At 68.6% G+C, this 25,180-nt stretch carries 20 protein-coding genes; 15 read left to right on the top strand and 5 right to left on the bottom strand.

What is annotated here, in order from left to right:
* The first annotated feature begins 38 nt into the window (after positions 1–38).
* The 9 genes from QMZ25_RS03460 to QMZ25_RS03420 all read left to right on the top strand — a co-directional run bounded on the left by QMZ25_RS03460 (position 39) and on the right by QMZ25_RS03420 (position 9,687).
* Positions 39–1,289: an NAD(P)/FAD-dependent oxidoreductase gene (locus QMZ25_RS03460; protein WP_065181428.1), complete on the top strand. Its 1,251-nt coding sequence runs from the start codon at positions 39–41 to the stop codon at positions 1,287–1,289.
* A complete protein-coding gene (locus QMZ25_RS03455) occupies positions 1,277–1,834 on the top strand; it encodes a DUF3261 domain-containing protein (protein WP_164150454.1) in 558 nt (185 codons plus the stop codon). Before QMZ25_RS03460 ends, QMZ25_RS03455 begins: the two co-directional genes overlap by 13 nt.
* The gene (locus tag QMZ25_RS03450) at positions 1,831–3,015 is read left to right on the top strand and encodes a beta-ketoacyl-[acyl-carrier-protein] synthase family protein (protein WP_283219130.1); all 1,185 of its coding nucleotides are present in this window, start codon (positions 1,831–1,833) and stop codon (positions 3,013–3,015) included. Before QMZ25_RS03455 ends, QMZ25_RS03450 begins: the two co-directional genes overlap by 4 nt.
* On the top strand, positions 3,012–3,467 hold the full coding sequence (locus QMZ25_RS03445; RefSeq protein WP_053518092.1) for a hotdog family protein: 456 nt from the start codon (positions 3,012–3,014) through the stop codon (positions 3,465–3,467). Before QMZ25_RS03450 ends, QMZ25_RS03445 begins: the two co-directional genes overlap by 4 nt.
* On the top strand, positions 3,464–4,195 hold the full coding sequence (locus tag QMZ25_RS03440) for a 3-ketoacyl-ACP reductase FabG2 (protein WP_053518094.1): 732 nt from the start codon (positions 3,464–3,466) through the stop codon (positions 4,193–4,195). Before QMZ25_RS03445 ends, QMZ25_RS03440 begins: the two co-directional genes overlap by 4 nt.
* A complete protein-coding gene (locus QMZ25_RS03435) occupies positions 4,195–5,433 on the top strand; it encodes a beta-ketoacyl-ACP synthase (RefSeq protein WP_065174278.1) in 1,239 nt (412 codons plus the stop codon). Before QMZ25_RS03440 ends, QMZ25_RS03435 begins: the two co-directional genes overlap by 1 nt.
* A gap of 55 nt (positions 5,434–5,488) precedes the next feature.
* Entirely contained in the window at positions 5,489–5,929 is a 441-nt protein-coding gene (locus QMZ25_RS03430) for a hypothetical protein (protein ID WP_053518098.1), read from the top strand.
* A gap of 160 nt (positions 5,930–6,089) precedes the next feature.
* Positions 6,090–6,350, top strand: coding sequence for a YcgL domain-containing protein (locus tag QMZ25_RS03425; protein WP_053518100.1), 261 nt, complete (start codon positions 6,090–6,092; stop codon positions 6,348–6,350).
* A complete protein-coding gene (locus QMZ25_RS03420) occupies positions 6,343–9,687 on the top strand; it encodes an ankyrin repeat domain-containing protein (RefSeq protein ID WP_283219129.1) in 3,345 nt (1,114 codons plus the stop codon). The genes QMZ25_RS03425 and QMZ25_RS03420 overlap by 8 nt, the downstream gene beginning before the upstream one ends.
* 87 nt (positions 9,688–9,774) lie before the next feature.
* Here QMZ25_RS03420 and QMZ25_RS03415 read toward each other — a convergent pair whose 3' ends face one another.
* Complete coding sequence (locus QMZ25_RS03415; RefSeq protein ID WP_065181433.1) at positions 9,775–11,562, bottom strand: monovalent cation:proton antiporter-2 (CPA2) family protein; 1,788 nt, start codon at positions 11,560–11,562, stop codon at positions 9,775–9,777.
* A 317-nt stretch (positions 11,563–11,879) separates the two neighbouring features.
* Here QMZ25_RS03415 and mgtE point away from each other — a divergent pair, with 317 nt between their 5' ends.
* The 3 genes from mgtE (at position 11,880) to QMZ25_RS03400 (ending at position 16,853) form a co-directional block, all read left to right on the top strand.
* Positions 11,880–13,250: a magnesium transporter gene (gene mgtE, locus QMZ25_RS03410; RefSeq protein WP_053518107.1), complete on the top strand. Its 1,371-nt coding sequence runs from the start codon at positions 11,880–11,882 to the stop codon at positions 13,248–13,250.
* A 98-nt stretch (positions 13,251–13,348) separates the two neighbouring features.
* On the top strand, positions 13,349–16,075 hold the full coding sequence (locus QMZ25_RS03405; RefSeq protein WP_283219128.1) for a bifunctional acetate--CoA ligase family protein/GNAT family N-acetyltransferase: 2,727 nt from the start codon (positions 13,349–13,351) through the stop codon (positions 16,073–16,075).
* A gap of 76 nt (positions 16,076–16,151) precedes the next feature.
* Entirely contained in the window at positions 16,152–16,853 is a 702-nt protein-coding gene (locus QMZ25_RS03400; protein ID WP_053518111.1) for an alpha/beta hydrolase, read from the top strand.
* Between the two features lie 111 nt (positions 16,854–16,964).
* On the opposite strand, the gene dkgB is transcribed toward QMZ25_RS03400, so the two are convergent.
* Both dkgB and QMZ25_RS03390 read right to left on the bottom strand, forming a co-directional pair.
* The gene (gene dkgB / locus QMZ25_RS03395; RefSeq protein WP_128989949.1) at positions 16,965–17,774 is read right to left on the bottom strand and encodes a 2,5-didehydrogluconate reductase DkgB; all 810 of its coding nucleotides are present in this window, start codon (positions 17,772–17,774) and stop codon (positions 16,965–16,967) included.
* 128 nt (positions 17,775–17,902) lie between these two features.
* A complete protein-coding gene (locus QMZ25_RS03390; RefSeq protein ID WP_053518114.1) occupies positions 17,903–19,117 on the bottom strand; it encodes an MFS transporter in 1,215 nt (404 codons plus the stop codon).
* Between the two features lie 104 nt (positions 19,118–19,221).
* On the opposite strand from QMZ25_RS03390, the gene QMZ25_RS03385 reads away from it, so the two are divergent.
* Positions 19,222–20,124 (top strand): LysR family transcriptional regulator, encoded by a 903-nt coding sequence (locus tag QMZ25_RS03385; RefSeq protein ID WP_053518115.1) that lies wholly within the window; start codon positions 19,222–19,224, stop codon positions 20,122–20,124.
* A gap of 91 nt (positions 20,125–20,215) precedes the next feature.
* On the opposite strand, the gene QMZ25_RS03380 is transcribed toward QMZ25_RS03385, so the two are convergent.
* The gene (locus tag QMZ25_RS03380) at positions 20,216–22,336 is read right to left on the bottom strand and encodes a methyl-accepting chemotaxis protein (protein ID WP_283219127.1); all 2,121 of its coding nucleotides are present in this window, start codon (positions 22,334–22,336) and stop codon (positions 20,216–20,218) included.
* A gap of 184 nt (positions 22,337–22,520) precedes the next feature.
* Between QMZ25_RS03380 and QMZ25_RS03375 the strand changes: the two genes are divergently transcribed.
* Positions 22,521–22,976: an Rrf2 family transcriptional regulator gene (locus QMZ25_RS03375; RefSeq protein ID WP_053518119.1), complete on the top strand. Its 456-nt coding sequence runs from the start codon at positions 22,521–22,523 to the stop codon at positions 22,974–22,976.
* On the top strand, positions 22,966–23,868 hold the full coding sequence (locus QMZ25_RS03370) for an NAD(P)/FAD-dependent oxidoreductase (RefSeq protein WP_283219126.1): 903 nt from the start codon (positions 22,966–22,968) through the stop codon (positions 23,866–23,868). The genes QMZ25_RS03375 and QMZ25_RS03370 overlap by 11 nt, the downstream gene beginning before the upstream one ends.
* 48 nt (positions 23,869–23,916) lie before the next feature.
* On the opposite strand, the gene QMZ25_RS03365 is transcribed toward QMZ25_RS03370, so the two are convergent.
* Positions 23,917–25,137: an RtcB family protein gene (locus QMZ25_RS03365; protein ID WP_164150472.1), complete on the bottom strand. Its 1,221-nt coding sequence runs from the start codon at positions 25,135–25,137 to the stop codon at positions 23,917–23,919.
* Positions 25,138–25,180: the final 43 nt, after the last annotated feature.

Raw genomic sequence — 25,180 nt, 5'->3', positions numbered from 1 at the left:
CTTCTTCTCTCCCTCTATCGAGCAACAAGGACGCCCCGATGAGTACTGCTGTGGATGCTGTGGAACGCACCGAAATCCTGATCATCGGCGCCGGACCGGCCGGTTCCGTTGCTGCTGCGATGCTGCGCCGGCAGGGTCGCCAGGTGTTGATGATCGAACGCCAGCAGTTCCCGCGTTTCTCGATCGGTGAAAGCCTGCTGCCGCAGAGCATGGAGTACATCGAAGCGGCAGGCCTGTTGCAGGATGTGGTCGAAGCCGGCTTCCAGCACAAAAATGGCGCGGCCTTCGTGCATGGCCAGGCGCGTACCGCATTCGACTTCAGGAAGAAGTTCTCGCCCGGCTGGGGCACCACCTACCAGGTGCAGCGCGCCGACTTCGACAACGTGCTGGCGCGGGGCGCCGAGCGGATGGGTACCACGCTGCGTTTCGGCGACGAGGTGCTGTCGGTCGAGCCGGGCGAGCAGCCTGCCGTCAACGTGCGCCGTCCCGATGGCAGTGAGTACCGCATCGAGGCCGATTTCATCCTCGACGCCTCCGGCTTCGCGCGGTTGCTGCCGCGCCTGCTGGATCTGGAGTCACCCTCCAACTTCCCGGTGCGTGGCGCGATCTTCTGCCACGTGCGTGACAACATTCCGGCCGAAGCGGACTTCGACCGCAACAAGATCCTCATCACGACCCACCCCGAGCACATCGACGTCTGGTACTGGACGATCCCGTTCTCCAACGGCTGCTGCTCGCTGGGCGTGGTGGCCGAGCCCTCGTTCTTTGATCGCTACGAAGGCGACGACCTGCAAAAGCTGCAGGCCATCGTCGGCGAGGATCCGAACCTGACCCGCCTGCTGGCCAATGCCGAATGGGCGGTGCTGCCGGTACGCCGCATCACGGGCTATTCGGCCAATGTCCGTTCGCTGTGGGGCCCGGGCTATGCGCTGCTTGGCAACGCTGGCGAGTTCCTCGACCCGGTGTTCTCCTCGGGCGTGACCATTGCCTTCAAATCGGCGCAGCTGGCCAGTGAGTGCCTGGCGCGCCGTTATGCCGGGCAGGCTGTGGACTGGGAGGCCGAGTTCTCCGTTCCGCTGCGTGCCGGCGTGAAAACCTTCCGTCGTTTCGTCGAAAGCTGGTACCAGGGCGGCTTCCAGAAGATCATCTACCACCCCGACCCGCAGCCGGACGTGCGCGACATGATCAGTTCCATCCTGGCCGGATACGCCTGGGATACCAACAACCCCTACGTGGCCGACCCCAGCGGCCGTCGCATGCGCGTGCTGGAGGAACTGTGCGGCGCCTGATGGCCCTTTCCGCTGCAGTGCTGCTGTGCCTGCTGCTGGTCGCCTGTACCGGGCGCATGCCACGCCCGCAGGTGCAGCTGCCACCGCTGCGGCTGTCGCCGGCCAGCCTGCCAGCGCCGCTGGCACTGCAGCAGCAGCTGCATTTCCGGTTCGGCAGCCATGAGCGCGATCTCGATGCGCTGCTCGAAGCCGACGCACAGCAGGTGCGGCTGGCGGTGCAGGCCATGGGCCAGACCGGCGTGCGCCTGCAGTGGGATGGCCGGCAACTGACCCAGCAGCGTGCGCCGTGGCTGCCGCCGCAGGTGCGTGCCGAACGCGTACTGGATGACCTGCAGTTCGCGTTGTGGCCGACCGCGGCGATCGCTGCGGCATTGCCGGCGGGCTGGGAGGTCAGCGATGACGGCCGCCAGCGCAGCCTGTCCCGCAGCGGTACGGTCTGGCTGCAGCTGCGGCGCCTGGACGATGGCAGCGTCCAGCTGGAGAACCGTGCCGAGGGTTACGCCCTGCGCATCGAATCGATCGACATGGCCGGGCAGGCGCGATGAATACACCGATCTACCTGAACGACCTCGGCCTGGTCTGCGCGCTGGGCGAAGGCCGCGGCGCCGTGGCATCGGCGATGTTCGCCGATGCTCCGGGCGGCCTGAGCGACAACGACCGCCTGCTGCCGGGGCGTACCCTGGCGCTGGGTGAAGTGCGCACGCCACTGCCGACGCTGGAAGACCTGCCGGTGTCCCTGCGCGGGCGCAATAATGCATTGCTGGAGGTCGCACTGGCGCAGATCGCGCCTGCGGTGAGCGCGGCCATTGCACGCCATGGCGCCGATCGGGTGGCCGTGGTGCTGGGCACCAGCACCTCCGGCATCGGCGAATCGGAGCAGGCACTGCGGACCCATACGGAGCAGGGCTGCTGGCCTGAAGGTTTCGATTACGCACAGCAGGAAATGGGCACCACCGCGCAGTTCGTGCGTCAGCGCAGCGGCGCGCAGGGCCCGGCGTGGACCCTGTCCACTGCCTGTTCGTCCAGTGCCAAGGCGCTGATGTCGGCCGCGCGGATGCTGCGTGCCGGCACCGTCGATGCGGTCATCGCCGGGGGGGCCGACTCGCTGTGTCGCTTCACCGTGGCAGGCTTCAATGCGCTCGAATCGGTCTCGGCAGTGCGCTGCAATCCCTTCTCGCAGCATCGTGCCGGCATCAACATCGGCGAGGGCGCTGCGCTGTTCCTGCTGACCCGCGAACCTGGCCCGGTATGCCTGGCCGGATGGGGCGAGTCCGCCGATGCACATCACATGTCGGCGCCGGATCCGCAGGCCCTTGGCGCCATCGACGCCCTGCAGCAGGCGCTGCATCGTGCCGGCTGGTCGCCCGCCGATGTCGACTACGTGAACCTGCACGGCACTGCCACCGGCCACAACGATGCGATGGAAAGCCTGGCGGTGGCGCAGGTACTGGGCAATGACGTTCCCTGCAGTTCCACCAAGCCACTCACCGGCCACACCCTGGGTGCGTCGGGGGCGATCGAGGCGGCGCTGTGCTGGATCGTGCTTGCCGAGAACTGCCGGCAGCAGCTGCCACCGCACTGGTGGGATGGCATCGCCGATCCCGCTCTGCCGCCGCTGCCGCTGGTGGCGCCGGCCACCTTCCTGGCGCAGCCGCCCCGGCGCGTGCTGAGCAACTCGTTCGCCTTCGGCGGCAGCAACGCCGTGCTGGCACTGGAGTGCGGATGAATACGGTGTATGCCATTGAAGACGTGGTGCCCCACCGGCAGGACATGTGCCTGCTGGAGCGCATCATGCACTGGGACGAGGACGGCATCGAGGCCGAGCTGGTCGTGCCGGCGAGCGGGCTGTTCGTCGAGGATGGGCAGGTGCCGGCCTGGATCGGCATCGAATACATGGCGCAGGCCATCGCGGCCTGGGCCGGCTGCCGTGCACGCGCTGCCGGCAACCGGCCGCAGCTCGGATTCCTGCTGGGCAGTCGCCGTTATGGCAGCCAGCGCAGCGGTTTTCCGGTGGGCAGCCGCCTTCGCGTACAGGCGCGCTGCGAGCTGTTGGGCGACAATGGACTGGGGATGTTCGCCTGCCGGATCCTGGCAGGCGACGAAGAATGGGCGACCGCCAACGTGTCGGTGTACGAACCTGCCGACGCGATGGCCTATCTGGAGAGTGGACAGGCATGACAGGGAATCGGAGCGTGCTGGTCACCGGCGCCAGCCGGGGCATCGGCCGGGCCATCGCGCTGCGCGTCGCGCGCGATGGGTTCGACGTAGCCGTGCACTGCCGCAGCCGCGTGGACGAGGCACAGGCAGTGGTGGACGAAATCCAGGCACTGGGCCGGCAGGCCCGCGTGCTGGCGTTCGATGTGGCCGACCGGGATGCCGCACGCGGCGCATTGGAGGCCGATGTCGAGGCGCACGGCGCGTACTACGGCGTGGTGTGCAATGCCGGCATCGCCCGCGACGGCGCATTTCCTGCGTTGTCGTCCGAAGACTGGGACCAGGTCATCCACACCAACCTGGACGGCTTCTACAACGTGCTGCATCCGCTCATCATGCCGATGGTGCGGCGGCGCCGGCCCGGTCGCATCGTCACCCTGTCGTCGGTGTCCGGGCTGGCCGGCAACCGCGGCCAGGTCAACTACAGCGCGGCCAAGGCCGGCATCATCGGTGCCACCAAGGCGCTGGCGCTGGAGCTGGCGAGCCGCCAGATCACCGTCAACTGCGTGGCCCCGGGCCTGATCGAGACCGAAATGCTCAACGATGAAGTGGTCGAACACGCCCTGAAGCTGATTCCGGCCGGCCGCGTGGGGCATCCCGATGAGGTGGCCGCAACGGTCGCGTTCCTGCTGTCCGAGCCGGCCGGCTACATCACCCGGCAGGTGATCTCGGTCAACGGGGGCATGCTCTGATGGCCGCTGATCGTCGCGTGGTGGTGACCGGTGCCGCTGCCATCAGTCCGCTTGGCCACGACTGGCCCACCATCCACGCGCACCTGCGCAGCTGCCGCAACGCAGTGCGCACCATGCCGGAATGGGACGTCTACGCGGGCCTGAACACCAAGCTGGCCGCGCCCGCGCAGGACTTCACGCTGCCGCCGAACTACAACCGCAAGACCACCCGCTCGATGGGCAAGGTCGCGATCATGTCGGTGCGCGCCACCGAGATGGCCCTGCGCGAGGCCGGCCTGCATGAGCATCCGGTGCTGCGCAGCGGCCGCACCGGCGTGGCCTACGGTTCGTCCTCCGGCAGCCACGAAGCGACCGGCGAGTTCGGCCGCATGCTCAACGAGTTCACCACCGATGGCATCAGTGCCACCACGTACCTGAAAATGATGAGCCATACCGCGCCGGTCAACATCGGCGTGTTCTTCGGCCTGTCCGGGCGTGTCTACACCACCTCCAGCGCCTGCACGTCAGGCAGCCAGGGCGTCGGAGCGGCGTATGAAGCCATCCGCAGCGGCAAGCAGACGGTGATGGTGGCCGGCGGTGCCGAGCAGCTCGACGCCACCGCTGCAGCGGTGTTCGACACCCTGTTCGCCACCAGCGTGCGCAACGATGCGCCGCAGTCGACGCCGCGGCCCTTCGATGCAGGCCGCGACGGCCTGGTACTGGGCGAGGGCGCCTGCACGCTGATCCTGGAGGACATGGAGCACGCCCTCGCACGCGGTGCGTCCATCCTTGCCGAGGTGGTCGGCTACGGAACCAACAGCGACGGCCAGCACGTCACCCAGCCCAGCGCCGACACCATGGCCCAGGCCATGCGCCTGGCCCTGGAGGACGCCGGGCTCGACGCGGCGCGGATCGACTACGTCAACGCCCACGGCACCGCCACCGATCACGGCGACATCGCCGAGACACAGGCCACCGCGCAGGTGTTCGGCAGCCGCGTGCCGATCAGCTCGCTGAAGAGCTACGTCGGGCACATGCTCGGCGCGTGCGGAGCGTTCGAAGCCTGGCTGAGCATCGAGATGATGCGTGCCGGCTGGTTCGCGCCGACCCTCAACCTGGCCGAGGTCGATCCGCGCTGCGGCCAGCTGGACTTCATCACCGGGCACGGCCGCGATCTGCAGGCCGAGTACGTGATGAGCAACAACTTCGCCTTCGGCGGCATCAATACCTCGCTGGTATTCCGCCGTTGGAGCGAATGACCCCCGCACCCCATCCGCACCACCCCCAACGCACCCCGGACAAGGAGATGTTTCGATGCGCCGCACCCTGATGATCGCCAGTGCCACCCTTCTGCTGGCTGTGACTGCCACGGCTTCCGCCCGTGACACCCGAGTCGAGCAGTCCCTGCAGGAACTTGTCAGCTCGCAGGCCGCCCGCGATGCCGGCATCGATGGCAGCGTGCGCTTCTATCTGGCCGGGCAGCCGGTCAGCGTGCAGCAGCGTCTGGGTGAAGACGTCACCAACCGGAAGACCAACGCCGCCAACAAGAGCGATGCCGAAGCCTGCCGCTGGGTGGCGCTGTCGGCGCTGCGCGCACTGCAGGACGGCGCCCGCTCGCGTGGCGCCAATGCGGTGGTCGACATCGTCAGCTACTACAAGAAGAACGAGTTCAGGAGCGCGAGCAACTACGAGTGCTGGGCGGGCACGTTCGTGGCCGGCGTCGCCCTGAAGGGCACCTACGCCAAGGTCAAGTAAGCATCCGTGTGGCGGCGGCCGAGGCTGAACGCCGCCGCCACATTGCTGAACCCCGCCGGGGAAACGCCGTCGATCCTGCCGGCATCGTCGGCCGACGGCTTTCCCCGGTGTCGGCTTTCCGACACAATCAGGGCTCTTCCCGGGTTATCGTCCCGTGGACATGCACGCCTACGTCTATAAAAGCCAACTCAAGCCGGACACCTTCGTCTACGTTCCCCGACGCGATGACTTCAGCGCGCTGCCTGCGCCGCTGGTGGCGTCGCTGGGCACGCTCACCTTCGTCCTGGACGTGGCCCTGGAGCCGCAGCGCCGCCTCGCCCAGGCCGATCCGGCCAAGGTGCGCAGCGAAATGAGCGAACGCGGGTTCTACCTGCAGGTGCCGCCGTCGGTGACCAGCATGATGCCGCGCCACAATGACTGAGCTTTCCCGTCCGCGCGCCCTGTCGATCGCCTTCGTCCTGGGTGCCCTGCTGGCGCTGGGTGCCGCCGTCGGCGGCCTGCTGGGGGCGGTGCTTGCTGCGCTGGCGCAGCCGGCGTATGCCCTGGGCATTTCGTGGTGGCGGCGCAGCCGTGCGGTACTGCCGCCGAAGTTGATCGCGCAGCAGGACCTGCCGGCCCTGCTGGCGCTGTGGACCGCCGCGCCGGTACTGCTGGCCCTGCTGCTGGCCTGGCCGCTGGCGGCACTGCGCGACAGCGGCAGCCTGGCGGCGGTGCTCGGGCTGAGCGTGCTGGTCAGTGCCGGTTTGCTGGCGGCCTGGCGTACGTGGCCGCTGTGGAATGATGTCGAGCGGCTGGATGGCAGCCTGGCGCAGCACTGGCAGGCGTTGGCCGGCCGTGACCTCACCGCCTGGCGTGGCCTTGTCGTGGCCGCGCTGGTGATCGCGCTGGCCGCACTGGTGGTGTTGCCGGCATGGCCAGGGCTGCTGCCGGAAAGCGCGCGCTGGCCCGCCACGTTGACCGTGCTGCTGGGGTCGCCGTTGCTGCATCTGCTGCTGCAGCGGGTCGCACCGGCGCCACTGGTGTCGCTGCGCGTGAACCCGGGCCCGCTGGCCGATGCCGGTGCGGCACACGCGCCGCTGTTCCCCGCTGCCAGCGAGACCACGCCGCTGGAGGCGATGGCCCCGCAGGAACTGACGCCTGCGCTGCATGAAGCGGCGCGCCACGGTCGCATCGACCGGGCGCTGCAGCTGCTGCAGGCCGGCGCGGACCCGCACGCGTTGCCGGACCCGAACTGGCGTGATCAGCGCAGCCTGGCGGTACTGGCGGCGGTGTTGCCGGACCTGCGCCTGCTGCGTGAACTGATTGCCCGCGGGGTCGATGTGAACGCGCCGCACCGGGGCATGACGCCGCTGCTGGCGGCCACCCGCGACAGCTGGCATGGTCGCCCCGAAGCCGTGATGACCCTGCTGGCCAATGGCGCCGATTCTCGCGCTACCGACAGCGAGGGCAACACGCCGCTGCACCACGCGGCTCGAAGCTCTGACCCCGGCGTTGCCGCGCTGCTCCGCGATGCCGCGGCCGAAGTGGATGCACTCAACCACGAGGGCTGGTCCCCGCTGGCCGTGGCCTGCCAGGTAGGCAACTGGCGCCTGGCCCGCTTCCTGCTCGAACGCGGTGCCCGCACCGAGCCGGCGGACGGCACGCCGGTCCTGCTCGCCGCAGCCGCCACCGAAGACGATGATCCGGCCGGCGTGCAGCTGCTGCTCAAGCACAAGGCGCGTGCGGATGCGCGCGACCGCCAGCGTCGCAGCGCACTGCACGAAGCGGCCCTGGCCGGCCACGTTGAAATCATCGGCGTGCTGCTCGCTGCCGGTGCAAACCTGGAAGCACGCGACGCGCTCGGTCGCACGCCGTGGCTGGAGGCCGCGCGTGCCGGTCGCGCCGCCGTCATCGAACACCTCCTGCCGCACAAGCCTGACCTGGTGGCTGTCGATGGCGAGGGCCGCAACGCGGTGCAGCTGGCGGCCATGGCCGATACGGTTTCGCCCCTGCTGGTCAAGCGCCTGGTCGAACTGGGCATCACCGCCGATGCGGCCGATCCGGTCGGTCGGCGTGCGGTCGACTACGCGGCCGAAGCCGGTCGCTGGGCCATCGTCGCGCTGCTTGATCCGTCCTATCCGCTGCCTGCGGCGGTCAGCGATGGCCTGGCCGAGCGCGGTGAGGCCGCCAGCGCCAGTGGCCTGCTGCCTGATCGGCCGCCGCTGACCCTGCTGCGTGAAGCACTGGGCTTCGGCAACACCGACGGCATGGCCGCCCTGGCCAGGCTGTGCCAGCCGCAGGAGCTGGGCAGCCTGCTGCTGGATCCGGAGCTGGCGCTGGAGCCGCGTGCCGTGGATTGGCTGCTGGCCCATGGTGCCGACCCCTATGTGCGTGATGCCTGCGCCGACACGCCGATGTTCGCGCTGCTGTCGCGCGGCGTCGATGCGGTGCCGGCGCTGCAGGTCATGCTGCAGCATGGCCTGTCGCCGGCCGGCCGCGGCGGCCTGGCCCGTTTCCTGGCCGCCTGCGCGCAGCACGATCAGGCGGCCCGCGGACTGGAACAGCTGGCGCTGGAACTGCTGGAGCGGGGTGCTGATCCGTTCGCCGCATCGCCGGCAGGCGATCCGCCGCTGTCGTTGGCGGTGCGCCTGGGCTGGCTGCGCCTGCAGCAGGCCCTGCTCAAGACTGGTGTCGACCGTGAGGCGCGCGACAGCCATGGCATGACCGCCCTGCACCTGGCGACCGCGCTGGCCCGGGAAGGTGCGCTGAAGCTGCTGGTACAGCACGGCGCCTCGCCGGAGGCACGCGCCGCCGATGGCCAGACCCCCCTGGGTGTGGCGCTGTCGAGTGGTCGTCGTGATCTGGCCGACTGGCTGGACTGGCGGGTGTGGCCACTGCCACGCCGTACCCTGCGCGATGCCGACCTGCCCTCTGCGGCGATGGCCGGCGATGTCGATGCGGTGCGTCGCCTGATCGATCTGGGGTTCGCCGTTGATGCCGTGGATGCGCAGGGCTGCACGGCGCTGCTGCGTGCCGCCGGCGGCGGCCACCTGGCGGTGACCGACCTGCTGCTGGCACGGGGCGCCGATCCGCAGCACGCAGCGGCCAGCGGCGCAACGCCGTTGTCGGCCGCGGTCAGTATGCGCCAGGTCGAGATCGTGTCGGCCCTGCTCGATGCCGGTGCCAAGCTCGAACACCGGCTGCCGGGGGGAGTGACCGTGCTGATGCTGGCCTCCGCGCTGGGCCTGCCGGACATCGTCGCGCGCCTGCTGACCGCAGGTGCCGATGTACACGCCGGAGACGCGCAGCAACTGGGCCCGCTGCACTGCGCGGCCCTGTACGGCTTCAGCGCACGTGACCGCCCGCGGTTGCTGGCGTTGCTGGACACGCTGCTGCTGGCCGGTGCCGAACCGGACCAGGCCGCCGCCGGTTCGGTCACACCGCTGCTGCTGCTGCTGGGAGCGCGCGCCGAGCCGGGTACGGCCTGCGACGAGCAGGTGGTGATGGCCGCGGTGGAGCGTCTGCTGGAAGAGGATGTCAGCCTGGACGTGCGCGATCCGCGTGGTTTCGGCCCGCTGCACCTGGCGGCGCTGCACGGCCTGCCGCTGCTGGTACAGCGCCTGCTGCGTGCCGGCGCCGACCCAGACGTGCGGGACAGCCTGAACCGCAGTCCGCGCGAGATCGCCGTGATGCGTGGCTTCATCGACGTTGCCGGCGAGTTCGAGCCGCGCGTACCGGGCGTGTCCTCGATGGCCCGGTTCCTGCGCGACAACGGCTGAGAATCGGGGGTCAGAACCCTTTCCGTTGGAAAGGGCTCTGACCCCGATCATGCGGAATGCCGACGATGCTCGGCAGCCCTTTCGCCGTCAGCGCTGCGTGTCGCCGTCGCTTTCCGCGTCGGCCTCGAACAGATGCATCAGGTCATTGCGGGCATCGCGCGAGGTCTGGATCACGGCCGCCTCGTCGTCGTACACTAGGTACTGGTCGCGCAGCAGCTGTTCGTCGTGTTCGCGGAAGCGCTGCACATGGCGTTGGGCAACATCGGGTGCCACCCCCAGCGCGGTCAGCACACGACCGCTCATTTCCAGGCTGGTAGCGAACACTTCGCGGAACGGCTCGGCCGACATGTCCATCAGTCGCCATGCGTGCTGGCGGTTGCGCGCACGTGCCAGCACCTTCGCCTCCGGATACAGGCGCCGTACCATCCGTACCGCACGCAGATTGGTCTCCGGGTCGTCCACGGTGATCACGAACACATCGATATGTTCACCACCGGCGGCGCGCAGCATCTCCGGGCGCGTCGGATCGCCATAGTAGAGTTGGTTGCCGAAGCGACGCAGGTCGGCCACCGTGTCCGGGTTCGCTTCCAGTGCCACGAACGGCACCTTCTGTGCGGTCAGCAGGCGCGCGATCACCTGGCCGACGCGGCCCATGCCGGCAATCAGGACTTTCGGCCGGTTGTCCGGCGCGACCTTGTCGGCGTCGGCCGCGGCGCGCGGGGCTACCTTCTCCTGCCCGAGCAGCCGCATCAGGGCGATCATCAGCAGCGGCGTGATCGCCATCGACAGGCCGACAATGGCCACCAGCCGGTCGTGGTTGGCGTTGCCCAGCAGATGCGCGCGCTGCGCCTCGTTGAAGACCACGAAGGCGAACTCGCCGCCCAGCCACAGCACGCTGCCCAGCAGCAGCGATTGCCGCGAACCCAGCCGGGCGATGCGGCCGATGGCATACAGCAGACTGAACTTGACCACCAGCAGGATGGCCACACCGGCGGCGATCAGCCACGGCTCGGCGGCGATGCGGTCGAGATCGATGCCCATGCCGACGGCGATGAAGAACAGGCCCAGCAGCAGGCCCTTGAACGGCTCGATCTGCGCTTCCAGCTCGTGCCGGAACTCGGAATCGGACAGCAGCACGCCGGCCAGGAACGCACCCAGGCTGGGGCTCAGGCCGGCCTCCTGCATGAACCACGCCGTGCCCAGCACGACCAGCAGGGCGGTGGCGGTGAATACCTCCGGGCTGCGGGTACGGGCGATGACACCGAACAGCCGGCGCAGGACCGGCCGCCCGCACAGGATCACCACGGCCAGCGCGCCCAGCGCCACTGCGGCATCCTCCCAACGCAGCGTCTGGTTCTTGACGCCGCCCAGCAGCGGGATGGCCGCCAGCAGCGGGATCGCGATCAGGTCCTGGAACAGCAGGATGGCAAAGCCGAGCCGGCCGTGGTCGCTGTTGATCGCCTTGTGCTCGGACAGCAGCTGCAGGCCCACGGCCGTGGAGGACAGCGCCAGCGCCACGCCCACCACCAGCGCGCTCTTCCACTGGAAGTGATCGAGCAGCAGCAGGCCGCCCAGTACCAGGCCGGACAGCGCCACCTGCGCGGCACCGGCGCCGAACACCGAGCGCCGCATCACCTTCAGGCGGGCCGGCGACAGTTCCAGCCCGATCACGAACAGCAGCATCACCACGCCGATCTCGGCCGCACCGAGGATGCGGTCGGCGTCCTGCACGAAGCCCAGCCCATCCGGCCCCAGCACCACCCCCGCGGCCAGGTAGCCCAGTACCGCGCCGAAGCCGAAGCGCTTGAACACCGGCACCGCGATGACGGCCGCCAGCAGCAGGACCAGGGCCAGTTCCAGACCGCCGCTATGCATGGGAATACCTGGTCATCGCAGAGGCCTGCCGTACGTGGGTGCGGGGAGGAGAGGGGCGGCGGACGCCGCTGCGACATTATGCGCGCCGCATCGTGCACGCGCGGCAATGGCCGCTGCGGGTTGACCTGCGCGGCCGGCAGGTCCAGACTGCCCGCCGCTGGCGGCCTGCCGCCGGCACACGCATCCCGGAGTTCCCAACCCATGTCCAGCGACAGTAGAAGTCGACCTCGTTCGACGCCAGCGATGGCTACCGCCTGACATCGGGACGGTTCGCCTGCGTTGGCGTTGCGCGAGGTCGCACCCCACAAGGCAAACCGATGAACCAGAAGCAATTGCTGCGTCCAGTGGCCGATGCCGCTGCATTGGCGGCACCGCTGGCGGACTACAACACCGCCGACGCGGTGGAGTTCCTCAACACGCTGGAGCTGCAGCGCGCTGCCGACACGCTGGCGGCGCTGCCGCTGCCGCGTGCAGTGAAGATGCTGGAAGCCCCCGAACTGCATCGCAGCGGCGAGCTGGTGGCCGCGCTGCCACCGGCGCGGGCCGCTGCGCTGCTCGGGCTGATGGCCGACGACCGCGCCACCGACATCGTTCACGAACTGGATGAGGACGAGCGCGCGCGGCTGATCCCGTTGCTGGGCGCCGATGCCCGCCAGGCCATCCAGACGCTGCTCGGCTACCCGCCAAACACGGCCGGTGCGCTGATGACCACCGAGTACGTCGCCGTGCCGGCCAGCTGGACCGTGGCGCAGACGCTGCAGCACATCCGCCAGGTCGAGCGCACGCGCGAGACGGTGTACGCGATCTACGTCCTGGACCCGGCCAGCCAGCGTCTGCAGCAGGTGGTGACCATGCGCCGCCTGATCACCGGCCTGCCCGAGGAGTCGATCCTCGAGGTGGCCCAGGTCAATCCGCCAGTAACCGTGGACGCGTTGATGGACCAGGAAGAGGTGGCGCGGCTGATCCGTCGCCACGACCTGCTGGCCATTCCGGTGGTCGATGCCAGCCAGCGGATGCTGGGCATCGTCACCGTGGACGACGTGCTTGATGCGCTGATCGAGGAATCCACCGAAGACGCGCACAAGTTCGGCGGCATGGAAGCGCTGGACAAGCCGTACATGCAGATCGGCTTCCTGGAGATGCTGCGCAAGCGCGCCGGCTGGCTGAGCGTGCTGTTCCTGGGCGAGATGCTGACGGCCAGCGCCATGCAGCACTACGAGGACGAACTGGCACGCGCGGTGGTGCTGACGTTGTTCATCCCGTTGATCATGAGTTCCGGCGGCAACTCCGGCTCGCAGGCCACCTCGCTGCTGATCCGCAGCCTGGCGCTGCGCGAGCTGCGCCTGCGCGACTGGTGGAAGGTGGCCCTGCGCGAGATTCCGACCGGCATGGTGCTGGGTGCCATTCTCGGTGCCCTGGCGATCGTCCGCATCGTCATCTGGCAGCTGGGTGGCCTGCACGACTACGGCGAGCACTGGGTGCTGCTGGCGATCACGATCGGTGCGGCGCTGGTGGGCATCGTCACCTTCGGGTCATTGTCGGGTTCGATGCTGCCGTTCGTGCTCAAGCGGCTGGGATTCGACCCGGCCAGCGCATCCGCCCCGTTCGTGGCCACGCTGGTCGACGTGACCGGGCTGGTGATCTATTTCAGCATCGCCGCGATGATCCTGCGCGGCACGCTGCTGTAGGGCCCTGTCGCCCCGCATGCGGCGGGGCGCCGCATCCCCCGCCTGCTTTGTTGCGCTGGATCATGCGCCTGTTGCGCGGGTGCGTGTACCGTAGGCGCATGAGTACCTACCACCTGCAGTCAGTGTTCCGCCCGCAGTCGGTCGCAGTGATCGGCGGCAGTCCGCGCGAGCGCTCGGCCGGCCGCGCGGTGATGCGCAACCTGCGCGGTACGGGCTTCCCCGGCAAGGTGGCGTGGATCAACCCGCGCCACGCCGAAATCGATGGCATCCGCACGGTGAAGCGGCTGAAGGATCTGGACTGGGTGCCGGATCTCGTGGTGATCACCGCGCCAGCCGCCATCGTGCCGCAGGTGGTGCGTACCGCGGCCGAGCGGGGCGTGCAGGCGGCGATTATCCTCACCGCGCATCTGGGGGATGGCCCGGGTTCACTGTCGGCGCAGGTGGAGGCCGTGGCCCGCCGGCACGGTCTGCGCATCCTGGGCCCGCATTGCCTGGGTGTGATCGCGCCGCATGCACGGCTCAACGCCAGCATCGCCGCACACTTCCCGCAGGCTGGCGATCTTGCGTTGATCTCCGAGTCCTCGGCGATCGCCGCGGCGCTGGTGGAATGGGGCGTGGCGCGTTCGGTGGGATTCTCCGCCGTGGTCTCGCTGGGCGATACGCTGGACGTCGACTTCGGCGATCTGCTGGACTATTTCGCCACCGATTACCGCACGCGCGCCATCCTGCTCTACGTCGAACAGATCAAGGACGCGCGCAAATTCATGTCGGCGGCGCGTGCGGCCGCACGCGCCAAGCCCGTGGTGGTGGTGAAGTCCGGCCGCAGCGAGCGCGTGCAGCATGGCAGCCGCGATACCCATGTGCAGGCGCTTGCACGAGCCGATGATGTCTACGGCGCTGCGTTCAACCGCGCCGGCCTGCTGCGCGTGGGTGCCCTGGACGAGCTGTTCACCGCCGCAGAGACCCTGGGCCGGCTGGGTACCTTCCCGGGCCGTCGGCTGGCCATCCTCAGCAATGGGGGCGGCGTCGGCCGGCTGGCCGTGGACCAGCTGGCCGCGCTGCGCGGAACCCTGGCGAACCTGTCCGACAGCACGGTCGAAAAGCTCGATGCGGTGCTGCCGCAGGGCTGGTCGCGCAGCAATCCAGTGGATATCGTGGTGGATGCCGATGGTGATCGCTATGCCGCGGCCATCGAGGCCCTGCTGGCCGACAACGAGAACGATGCGGTGATGGTGGTCAACGTACCGACGGCGTTCACCTCCTCGGCCGACGCCGCGCAGGCGCTGACCCGCACGCTCGGCCTGCGCCCGCGCCACCATCGTGACAAGCCGGTGTTCGCCGTGTGGCTGGGCAACGATGACCAGGCCACCGCCACGCTCAATGCGGCGCGCGTGCCGACCTATCCCACCGAAGCCGAAGCGGTACGTGGCTTCCAGCATCTGGTGCGCTATCGGGAAGCGCAGAACGCACTGATGGAAACCCCGCCGAGCCTGCCGCAGGACTTCAGCGTGGATGCGGCCGCGGCGCGCACGCTGGTCGAGGCCGCGCTGGCCAACGGCCAGCAGTGGCTGGACCCGTTGGCCACGCACGAGCTGCTGAAGGCCTATGGCATTCCCTCCGCGCCGGTGATGCATGCGCGCGACGCGCACGAGGCCATGGATCTGGCGCAGCCGCTGCTGGAGCGGGGTGCGACCGTCGCCTTGAAGATCCTGTCACCGGACATCCCGCACAAGTCCGAAGTGGACGGCGTGCGCCTGAACCTGTCGACGCTGCCGGCGGTGCAGGCTGCGGCCAAGGCGATCCTGTCGCGTGCACGCCAGCTGCGCCCGGATGCACGCATCGACGGTCTGCTGGTGCAGCCGACCATCGTCCGCCCGAAAGCGCGTGAACTGATCGTGGGCATCGCCGATGACGCGACCTTCGGCCCGGTGATCGTGGTCGGTCGCGGCGGCACGGCGGTGGAGGTGATCAACGACAAGGCACTGGCCTTGCCGCCGCTGGATCTGCGCCTGGCCCACGAGCTGATCGGGCGTACCCGTGCGTCGCGGATCCTCAAGGCCTATGGCGATGTTCCCGCTGCCGATGAGCGCGCACTGGCCCTGGCGCTGGTGAAACTGGCGCAGCTGGCCGCCGACATTCCGGAAGTGCGCACGCTGGATATCAATCCGCTGCTGGTCGATGGCAAGGGCATTCTCGCTCTCGATGCACGCGTCGCCATCGCGCCTTCGCGCATCCTGCACAAGGGTCGCGGCCATCCGCGCTTCTCGGTGTTCCCGTATCCGAAGGAGTGGGAGCGCACCATCGAGCTGTCCGATGGCGGTCACGCCTTCGTGCGCCCGGTGCGCCCCGAGGACGACGCGCTGTTCCGCGCGTTCTTTGCCCGGGTCAGCGACGAGGATCTGCGCCTGCGCTTCTTCCAGTCGGTGAAGCACTTCAGCCACGAGTTCATCGCCCGTCTGACCCAGCTCGACTATGCGCGCTCGATCGCGCTGGTGGCCATCGAACCGCGCAGCGGCGAGATGCTCGGCGCCGTGCGCCTGCACGCGGATGCGGATTATCACCGCGGCGAGTACGGCATCCTGATCCGCTCCGACCTGAAGGGCCATGGCATCGGCTGGCGCCTGATGGCGATCATGATCGAGTATGCGAAGTGGCTGGGGCTGCACGTGGTCGAGGGACAGGTGCTGCGCGAGAACAGCACCATGCTGGCGATGTGCCAGAGCCTGGGTTTCAAGACCCGGCTGGACCCGGACGACCCGACGGTGATGATGGTGACCCTGCCGGTGCAGCAGGTGGACGTTCCCGAGGTACCGCCGGTGGCGTGAGCGTCACCTCATCGGCGGCGTCGTAACGCCGAAGTGATCGTGGCATACCGTCCGTGCGGTTGCGACAATGCGGGCCATGACTGACCGCATCCCCTTGCTGCTGCTCCCCGGCCTGCTCAACGATGCCGAGCTGTGGCGCGCGCAGCTGGCCGACCTGGCCGATATCGCCGAGTGCAGCGTGGGCGACCAGACCCGCGGCGCGACCCTGCAGGCGGTGGCCGAGGATGTGCTGGCGCAGGCACCTGCGCGCTTCGCGCTGGCCGGGTTCTCGCTGGGAGGCTTCGTTGCCCAGCAGATCCTGCGCGTCGCACCGGAGCGGGTGCTGCGGCTGGCGCTGATCGACACCTCGATCCACGCCGATTCGCCGGAGCGCGCCGAGCAGCGTCGCAGCCAGCGCGCCAGCGTGCGCCTGCCCGGGAAGTTTCATGGATTCGGTGACGCCCTGATGCGCAGCTACATCGATGCCTCGCGGCTGGACGACTATGTACTGGTGCAGCGCGTGCGCGACATGACGGCGCGTCTTGGCGCGGAGGTGTTCCTGCGACAGAGCGCGCTGGAACGTCGTGACGGCCACGATGTGCTGGCCGGATATCGCGATCCGCTGCTGATCGTGTGCGGTGCCAACGACCGCATCACGCCATTGGCGGTGAGCGAGGAGATGCACGCGCTGGTACCGCACTCGCAGCTGGTGGTGGTGCCCGACTGCGGGCACCTGGCGCCGATGGAGAAGCCGGATGAGGTCAGTGCGGCGATGCGCGGGTGGCTGCTGCAGGACTGAAGGGCCCGCCGGGCCCGGCGCTACCTGTGGCGATCCGGTAGCGCCGGAGCGCGCCCGGCGGCCCCCATCGTCATCGTCCGGTAGCGCCGGGCCGTGCCCGGCGGCTTCGGCTCAGTCCCAGGCCGGCGCGATGCCTTCCGGATTGGCCAGCCGATGCCCGCGGTCGAGCCTGGCAATCTGTGCCATGTCCTCCTCGGTCAAACGGATGGCCGCCGCTTCCAGATTGGAGGCCAGGTTCTCGCGCCGGGTCGAGGACGGAATCACCGCAAAGCCCTGCTGCAGTGCCCATGCCAGTGCGATCTGTGCCGGCGTGGCCTGGTGGCGGCCGGCGATGGCCTGGATCACCGGGTCCTTGATGACTTCGCCATAGGCCAGGCTCATGTAGGCGGTGACAGGGATGCCGTTTTCCTGCAGGAACTTCACCAGCAGGCGATTCTGCAGGTATGGATGGATCTCGACCTGATTGGTGGCGATGGCGTCGGCGCCGAGGATGCCGATTGCCTTGCGCGTCTGCGCGATGGTGAAGTTGGAGATGCCGATCTCCCTGGTGAGGCCCTGCGCCCTGGCTTCGGCCAGCGCCGGCAGGTACTCCTCCATCGGCACGTCGACCTTGTCGTTCGGTGAGGGCCAGTGGATCAGCGCCAGGTCGACATGGTCGGTGCGCAGCTTCTTCAGGCTGTCGTGCAGGCTGGCCAGCAGCGCATCGCGCTTGAACTCGGTGATCCAGACCTTGGTGGTCAGGTAGATCTCGTCACGCGGCACGCCGGATTCGGCGATGGCCTGGCCGACCTCGGCCTCGTTGTCGTAGATCTGCGCGGTATCGATGGCGCGGTAACCGACGTCCAGTGCGTTGCGTACCGAGTCGATCACAGTCTGGCCTTTCAGGCGGAAGGTGCCGAGACCGAAAGCGGGGACAGTCATGGGGGAACTCCAGCTAATGGGGGGAAGGGCGCGGTAGATCCGCACAAGGGTAGGGCAGGGCCTGCATGCATGCCGGCAACGGTGCATTGCGCAGGCGTGGAGATGCGTCGGTAGTGAGCGGCGTCGTATCAGTGTGCGGTGATCGCGGTGCCCTCGGCGCGGTCGTCGATGCCGTCCCGACGGTCCAGGCGGCCGCTGAGCACGGTCAATGCATAGGCACCCACCACCACCAGCGCGCCCAGCCACGGCGTATGCATCAGGCCGACGTTCTCCACCACCAGGCCGCCCAGCGATGCGCCCAGGGCGATGCCGATGTTGAATGCAGCGATGTTCAGTCCGGATGCCACGTCGGTGGCCTGCGGCGCATAGCGCTGCGCCTGCTTGACCACATAGACCTGCAGTCCGGGCACGTTGCCGAAGGCCACCGCACCCAGGGCCAGCACCGTCAGCAACATCAACACCGTGTTGTAGGCGGTGAAGGTGAGCGCCAACAGGACCATGGCCAGCAGGGCGAAGATGCGCCTGAGCGCCGGAACCGGACCCATGCGGTCGGCCATGCGGCCGCCCCACAGATTGCCGATCGCCACCGACACGCCATACACCAGCAGTACCAGGCTGACCGCGTTGGCCGAGAAGCCGGTGACGTCCTGCAGGATGGGCGCCAGGTAGGTGAAGGCCAGGAACGTGCCGCCGTAGCCCAGTGCCGTCATCGCGTAGACCAGCAGCAGGCGCGGCTGGGCCAGCACGGCCAGCTGCTGGCGGAAGCGGGCGGGCGCGCTCTGCGGCACAGTGCGCGGCACGAACAGCGCCGCGCCGACCAGGGCGATCACGCCCAGGCCGGCCACGGCCAGGAAGGTCGCGCGCCAGCCCAGGTGCTGGCCGATGAAGGTGCCCAGCGGCACGCCGGTCACCAGTGCGACGGTCAGCCCGGTGAACATGATCGCGATCGCGCTGGCGGCCTTTTCTTTCGGCACCACCGCCGTGGCGATGATCGAGCCGATCGAGAAGAACACGCCATGGGCGAGGCCGGTCAGGATGCGGGCGACAATCAGCGAGGCGTAGCCCGGTGCCATCCAGGCGATGACGTTGCCCAGCGTGAACAGCGCCATCAGTGCCACCAGCAGGGTCTTGCGCGGCACGCGGCCGGTCAGCGCAGTCAGCACCGGCGCGCCGATGGCTACGCCCAGGGCGTACAGCGAGACCAGCAGGCCGGCCGAAGGCAGGCTGACCTGCAGGTCGGCGGCGATGGTCGGAATCAGGCCGACGATGACGAATTCGGTGGTGCCGATGGCGAAGGCGCCCAGGGTCAGCGCCAGCAGGGCGAGAGGAATGCCGCGGATCATGGCGGGCTCCGGAGGAAGGAAGGCGCGCAGTGTGCGCGGCCCACCTTTGTCGAAAAACCGGTCTTCACGCCAATCACTCTTGCCTGGTGGTCAATAATGGCGCCATGAAGACCACCCTCGATGAAATGCAGGCCTTTCTGGCCGTGATCGACAGCGGTTCGATCAGTGCCGCCGCCGAGCAGCTGGGTCAGACCCCTTCCGGGGTGAGCCGGGCGCTGGGGCGGCTGGAGGACAAGCTGGGCACCACCCTGCTGACCCGTACCACGCGCCGGCTGCACCTGACCGCCGAAGGCGAGGCCTACCTGCGCCATGCACGGGCGATCATCGACGCGGTGGAGTCGGCCGAAGAGCAGATGGCGGCGCGCCGCGAGCGCCCGGCTGGACGCCTGCGGGTGGATGCGGCCATGCCGTTCGTGCTGCACGTGATCGTCCCCCTGGTGGCGGGCTACCGCGCGCGATACCCGGAGGTGCAGCTGGAGTTGAACAGTTCCGAACGCTACATCGACCTGCTGGAACGACGCACCGACGTGGCCATCCGCATCGGCCCACTGGCCGACTCAACGCTGCACGCGCGCTCGCTGGGCCGCTGCCGGCTGCAGCTGCTGGCCAGCCCGGGCTACCTGGCCGAGCACGGTGAACCGGCCAGCGTGGCGGCGCTGGGTCAGCACACGCTGCTGGGATTCAATGAACCCGAATCGCTGAACCGCTGGCCCGTGCCGGGCGACGCCGACGGCCAGCTGCTGGTACGGCCGGACATCGCCGTATCCAGCGGCGAGACCCTGCGCCGGTTGGCGGTGGAAGGGGTGGGCATCACCTGCCTGTCGGACTTCGTCACCGAACGCGACCGTGCTGCCGGCACGCTGGTGCCGGTACTGGCTGCACAGACGCTGGATGTCTACCAGCCGATCCACGCCGTGTACTACCGCAACACGGCGGTCTCGGCGCGGATCAGCTCGTTCCTGGACCATCTCGGTGACGCGATGGTGCAGTCGGATTACCTGCGCTAGGCATGCCGCGCTCGCCGGGCATGGCCCGGCGTTACCTGCGCGTTCCGCAGAGCCGGACCCATGCTCGGCTGCACAGGGTCCATGCAGTCCTTCAGGCCGCGCGCGCCAGCGCATCGCCGCTCGCCGCGGGGGGCGACAGATCGAACACATCCACCGCGTCCATCAACCGGTCCGCCTGCTGCTCCAGGCTGCGCGCGGCGGCGCTGGCCTCTTCCACCAGCGCGGCATTCTGCTGGGTCGCGCCGTCCATCTGCACCACGGTCTGGTTGACCTGTTCGATGCCTGCACTCTGTTCCTGCGACGCGGCGGAGATCTCGGCCATGATGTCGGTCACGCGCTGCACCGAGGCGACGATCTCGGCCATGGTCATGCCCGCCTGGCGCACGCGTTGTGCGCCATCGGCTACCTGGTCCACCGAGGTATCGATCAGCGTCTTGATCTCCTTGGCCGCATTGGCTGAACGCTGCGCCAGCGTACGCACCTCACTGGCCACCACGGCGAAGCCCCGGCCCTGCTCACCGGCACGCGCAGCCTCCACCGCTGCGTTCAACGCCAGGATGTTGGTCTGGAAGGCGATGCCATCGATCACGCTGATGATGTCGGCGATCTGCCGCGAAGAAGCTTCGATCGCCCCCATCGTCGCCACCACCTGCGCGACCACCTCGCCGCCCTGCGAGGCAACCTCGTGCGCGCCGATCGCAAGCTGGTTGGCCTGGCGGGCGTGCTCGGCGTTCTGGCGCACGGTGGAGGTCAGTTCCTCCATCGATGCTGCCGTCTCCTCCAGGTTGGCAGCCTGCTGCTCGGTGCGGCGCGACAGGTCGTTGTTGCCGGCGGCGATCTCGGCGGCCGCGGCATGGATGCTGCCCGAAGTGTGCTTGATGTCGGTGACGATGGTGGCCAGCTGCGCCGCAGTCGTGTTGGCATCGCCAGCGATGCGGGCGAACACGCCCTGGAAGCTGCCGTGCATGCGCGCGCCAAGCCGGCCATCGGCAATCGCGCGCAGCATCGTTGAGACCTCGCCGAGATTTTGCTCGGTGGTCTGCATGAGCTGGTTCAGGCCCTCCACCATCGCGCGGAAGTCATGCTCGAAGCGCGCGCTGTCACCGCGCTGGCTGAAATCGCCGGCCGCAGCGGCGGCGGCAAGGCGGCGGATCTCGCCGTTGATGGTGCCAAGGTTGGCCTTGGCAGTATCCAGCGCTTCGGTGATGACGGCCTTCTCGCCTGGCAGGCGCTCCATGTCCTCGCTGAGATCGCCCACCGCATAGCGGCCCATGATCGTGATCGCGCGCATCTTCACCCGGATGTGCGCGTCGACCAGCGCGTTGCTGTCGGCCACCATGGTTCCGAATGCGCCAGGGAAGGCGCTGGCATCCATGCGGTAGCTGATCGAGCCGGCGTCATGCGCCTTCGCCATTGCCGCCTGCGCCTCGAGCACGCCGCCCACCGTGGCCTGCACGGCCTGCATGGCCTGCGCCAGCCGGCCCACTTCATCGCGGCTGCGAACCTGCACGACGTGCTGCAGGTCGCCAGCGGCCACGGCGCGCGCAGCCGCCTCCACCGCCAGCACCGGTTGCACCACCGCGCGGCGCAGCCACCAGGCCAGGCCCATCAGCAGCAGCGCAGCGGCGACCACGGTCAGCACCGCGCACAGCAGCAGCATCTGCCTTGCCTGCTGCGCGCGCGTGGCCACCGCGGCCTCGGCCACCCGGGTGGCCTGCGTGCTCAGCGCGTCCAGCGATGCGGCCACCGCGCGGTCCTTGCCCCGCACCAGGGTATCGCCAGCAGTGGCATCGTAGCCGGCCGCAGCAAACGCCTGCAGTGCAGCGTGATAGTCCTTCTGCAGCTGCGCGTGCAGGCCAGCGAAGGCGAGGGCGAGCTCGCGCGTACGGGCATCGGGGCTGCTGGCCAGCCCGCGTGCCAGTCCATCGACGATTCTGCCTTCGCTGTCGAATGCATCCAGATGACGCTGGCGCAGGACCGGATCGTGGCCCCGCAGCAGCACGTTCTTCCATTCCTGCACCTGGCCACGGAACTCGCGCTGCAGGCGTTCGGCATCGCGGCCATGGGCGACTTCGGCAGGCACCTCGGCAGACAGCTTCAGCCAGGCCGACGCCAGGCCGGCCAACGCACACAGCAGGATGACGGCGAGGCCAAGGGATACGGCGCCGAGCAGCTTCGTCTGCAGTCGCGGCGCATGGGGAGAGGCATTCATGGGGCGAGATCTCGGAAGGGGGGCGATGCGGTATCGACCTGATCTCGCGTGCTCTGAAGTGCGATAAGTATCACATTATCGTTTCGTTCAACGAGGTGAAGGAAATGTTTCATAGGACAGATGTGTCCATATGGAACGAAACAGGACGCTCGACAGGGGATATAAATGTAACTATTGTTGTTACATGAAATCCTCGAACCCGCTTTCCGACGCGCTGCACGTGATGGCCCATCTCGTGGGCCAGCAGGGGCCGCGCACCTCCGAACAGCTGGCCATGTGCCTGCCGACCCATCCGGTGGTGATCCGCCGGCTGCTGGCGCAGATGCACAAGGCCGGGCTGGTGCGCAGCACACGCGGGCACGGCGGTGGCAGCCAGCTGGCGCGCGATGCCACCCGCATCACCCTGCACGACATCTACCTGGCGGTCGGCGCACCGCCGCTGGTGCAGATCGGCACACGCGGCGCAGGTCGTGGCTGCCCGATCCAGCAACTGGTCGATTCGGCGCTGCTCGATGGCGCCCGCGAAGCGCAGCGATTGCTGGAACACCGCCTGCAGTCCACCACGCTCGACCAGCTCGGCGCGGAGTTCGCGCGCCACCTCGCCCATCACCGCTCCCTGGAAGGACACCATGAATCCTGAAGTGATCATCGTCGGCGGCAGTTACGCCGGCATCGCCGCGGGCCTGATCCTGGCCCGCGCACGCCGCGCGGTCACCGTCATCGACGCCGGCCTGCCCCGCAACCGTGCGGCCAGCCATTCGCACGGCGTCCTCGGCCTGGACGGCATCAGTGGTGCCGAGCTGTTGAAGACGGCGCGCCAGCAGCTGCTGGACTATCCCAGCGTGCGCTGGATCCATGCCGAGGCCGCGCACGCCACCGCCAGCCCCGACGGTGTCGAGGTCCGCACCGCGGATGGCCAGGTGCTGGCCGCACGCAAGCTGCTGCTGGCCAGTGGCATCAGTGACCAACTGCCGGACCTGCCCGGCCTGGCCGAGCGCTGGGGCAGCACCGTGCTGCATTGTCCCTACTGCCATGGCTACGAAGTCGGCGGCGGAGCGATCGGCGTGCTCGGCGGCTATCCGATGTCGGCCGGCAAGGCACCGCTGTTCGCCGACTGGGGCAATGTCACCTTCTTCAGCCAGGCGGGGGAGATCAGTGAAGAGGAACGCGCGGCCATGCAGCAGCGTGGCGTGCAGATCGAGATCTCGCCGGTGATTGCCGTGCAGGGCGACCAGCCGACCTGGCTGGAAGTGGAACTGGCCGATGGCCGCCGCATCGCCCAGCGCGCGCTGTTCGTTCCGGCTACCCAGGCGATGGCCACGCCGCTGGTGCAGCAGCTGGGCTGCGCGCTGGTCGAAAGCCCGCTCGGCGTGCTGATCGAAGTGGACGCGATGAAGCAGACCTCGGTGCCGAACGTGTACGCTGCAGGCGACGCGACCACGGTTGGCAACATCACCCTGGCCGCCGCCGAAGGGGTGCGTGCCGGGATCGGCGTACATCACGCGCTGGTCAGCGAAGACAGCATCGGGTGATGGAAAGGGCCGGATTCCGCTCTCTTGAACGACACCCGGCCCGCCCCATCAGCCTTTGACGCACAGCACCTGGCGCAGTGTGTGGACCACGTCCACCAGGTCGAGCTGGGCGGCCATCACGTCTTCGATCGACTTGTACGCCGCCGGCGATTCATCCAGCACGCCGCTGTCCTTGCGGCATTCCACATGCGCGGTCGCCTCGCGGTGCTGGGCCAGGGTGATCCGCTCGCGTGCCGTGCCGCGGCTCATCACCCGGCCTGCGCCGTGGCTGCAGCTGTGGAAACTGTCTGCATTGCCCTTGCCACGCACGATGTAGCTGCGCGTGCCCATGCTGCCGGGGATGATGCCCAGCTCGCCCTGGCGTGCACTGACCGCACCCTTGCGGGTGACCAGCAGTTCCTGCCCGGCGTGCGTTTCCTTCTGCACGTAGTTGTGGTGGCAGTTGACGGCCATCGCCGCCAGCCGGAACGGCGGCAGCCGATGCCGCATCTCGGCCAGCACGCGCGCCATCATCGCCTCGCGATTGTGCCGCGCATAGTCCTGCGCCCAGGACACCGCTTCCACGTAGTCGTCGAACAGCGGCTCGCCTTCCATGAAGAAGGCCAGGTCCTTGTCAGGCAGATGGAAGCCGAGCACGCGGCGCTCCAGCTCGCGACGCGCCTGCTCGATGAAGTACGTGCCGATCAGGTTGCCGGTGCCACGCGAGCCGCTGTGCAGCATTACCCACACGGCATCCGTTTCATCCAGGCACAGCTCGATGAAGTGGTTGCCACCTCCCAGCGTGCCCAGCTGGCGATCGAGCTTGTCGGTGCGGATCCGGCGATGCCTGTCCTTGATCTTCTCCAGGCCAGCGGCCAGGCCGGACTGCACCAGCCGCGTGTGGATGCTGTCGGGCATGCGCTGATGCTCGCCACCGCGACCGTTGCCGACCGGGATGCTGCGCTCGATGCTGTTGCGCAGCTGCCGCAGGTCATCGGGCAGGTCGTTGGCCTGCAGCGTCGTGCGCACCGCGGCCATGCCGCAGCCGATGTCCACGCCCACCGCCGCCGGAATGATCGCCCCGCGGGTCGGGATCACCGAGCCGACGGTCGCGCCCTTTCCCAGGTGCACGTCCGGCATCACGGCCACCCAGGGCCCGACGAATGGAATGGCGGCGATGTTGCGCAGCTGCTCATGGGCCTGCGCTTCCAGCGGCACGCCGTTCACCCAGCCCTTGATCGGCGTGGTGCCCTCGGCATGCAGCCATTGATAGGTGTGTTGAGTATCCATGTTGCAATCCATCTCCTTGATGGGCCGGCGGCGCGTCCCTGCG

It is taken from the genome of Stenotrophomonas sp. RS-48 (assembly GCF_030053245.1).
Classification (GTDB): Bacteria; Pseudomonadota; Gammaproteobacteria; order Xanthomonadales; family Xanthomonadaceae; genus Stenotrophomonas; species Stenotrophomonas maltophilia_P.
The sequence above is the reverse complement of the archived record's forward strand: the minus strand, read 5'-3'. Positions and strand labels throughout refer to the sequence as shown.

What these genes read in the sequence shown, in the direction of transcription:
- QMZ25_RS03405 (WP_283219128.1), top strand. Translation starts at nt 13,349, where the DNA reads ATGAGTACCTACCACCTGCAGTCAGTGTTCCGCCCGCAGTCGGTCGCA.
- QMZ25_RS03380 (WP_283219127.1), bottom strand. Translation starts at nt 22,336, where the DNA reads ATGAATGCCTCTCCCCATGCGCCGCGACTGCAGACGAAGCTGCTCGGC.
- QMZ25_RS03430 (WP_053518098.1), top strand. Translation starts at nt 5,489, where the DNA reads ATGCGCCGCACCCTGATGATCGCCAGTGCCACCCTTCTGCTGGCTGTG.
- QMZ25_RS03450 (WP_283219130.1), top strand. Translation starts at nt 1,831, where the DNA reads ATGAATACACCGATCTACCTGAACGACCTCGGCCTGGTCTGCGCGCTG.
- QMZ25_RS03445 (WP_053518092.1), top strand. Translation starts at nt 3,012, where the DNA reads ATGAATACGGTGTATGCCATTGAAGACGTGGTGCCCCACCGGCAGGAC.
- QMZ25_RS03370 (WP_283219126.1), top strand. Translation starts at nt 22,966, where the DNA reads ATGAATCCTGAAGTGATCATCGTCGGCGGCAGTTACGCCGGCATCGCC.
- QMZ25_RS03460 (WP_065181428.1), top strand. Translation starts at nt 39, where the DNA reads ATGAGTACTGCTGTGGATGCTGTGGAACGCACCGAAATCCTGATCATC.
- QMZ25_RS03435 (WP_065174278.1), top strand. Translation starts at nt 4,195, where the DNA reads ATGGCCGCTGATCGTCGCGTGGTGGTGACCGGTGCCGCTGCCATCAGT.
- QMZ25_RS03400 (WP_053518111.1), top strand. Translation starts at nt 16,152, where the DNA reads ATGACTGACCGCATCCCCTTGCTGCTGCTCCCCGGCCTGCTCAACGAT.
- QMZ25_RS03375 (WP_053518119.1), top strand. Translation starts at nt 22,521, where the DNA reads ATGAAATCCTCGAACCCGCTTTCCGACGCGCTGCACGTGATGGCCCAT.
- QMZ25_RS03425 (WP_053518100.1), top strand. Translation starts at nt 6,090, where the DNA reads ATGCACGCCTACGTCTATAAAAGCCAACTCAAGCCGGACACCTTCGTC.
- QMZ25_RS03420 (WP_283219129.1), top strand. Translation starts at nt 6,343, where the DNA reads ATGACTGAGCTTTCCCGTCCGCGCGCCCTGTCGATCGCCTTCGTCCTG.
- QMZ25_RS03365 (WP_164150472.1), bottom strand. Translation starts at nt 25,137, where the DNA reads ATGGATACTCAACACACCTATCAATGGCTGCATGCCGAGGGCACCACG.
- QMZ25_RS03415 (WP_065181433.1), bottom strand. Translation starts at nt 11,562, where the DNA reads ATGCATAGCGGCGGTCTGGAACTGGCCCTGGTCCTGCTGCTGGCGGCC.
- dkgB (WP_128989949.1), bottom strand. Translation starts at nt 17,774, where the DNA reads ATGACTGTCCCCGCTTTCGGTCTCGGCACCTTCCGCCTGAAAGGCCAG.
- QMZ25_RS03385 (WP_053518115.1), top strand. Translation starts at nt 19,222, where the DNA reads ATGAAGACCACCCTCGATGAAATGCAGGCCTTTCTGGCCGTGATCGAC.
- QMZ25_RS03390 (WP_053518114.1), bottom strand. Translation starts at nt 19,117, where the DNA reads ATGATCCGCGGCATTCCTCTCGCCCTGCTGGCGCTGACCCTGGGCGCC.
- mgtE (WP_053518107.1), top strand. Translation starts at nt 11,880, where the DNA reads ATGAACCAGAAGCAATTGCTGCGTCCAGTGGCCGATGCCGCTGCATTG.
- QMZ25_RS03440 (WP_053518094.1), top strand. Translation starts at nt 3,464, where the DNA reads ATGACAGGGAATCGGAGCGTGCTGGTCACCGGCGCCAGCCGGGGCATC.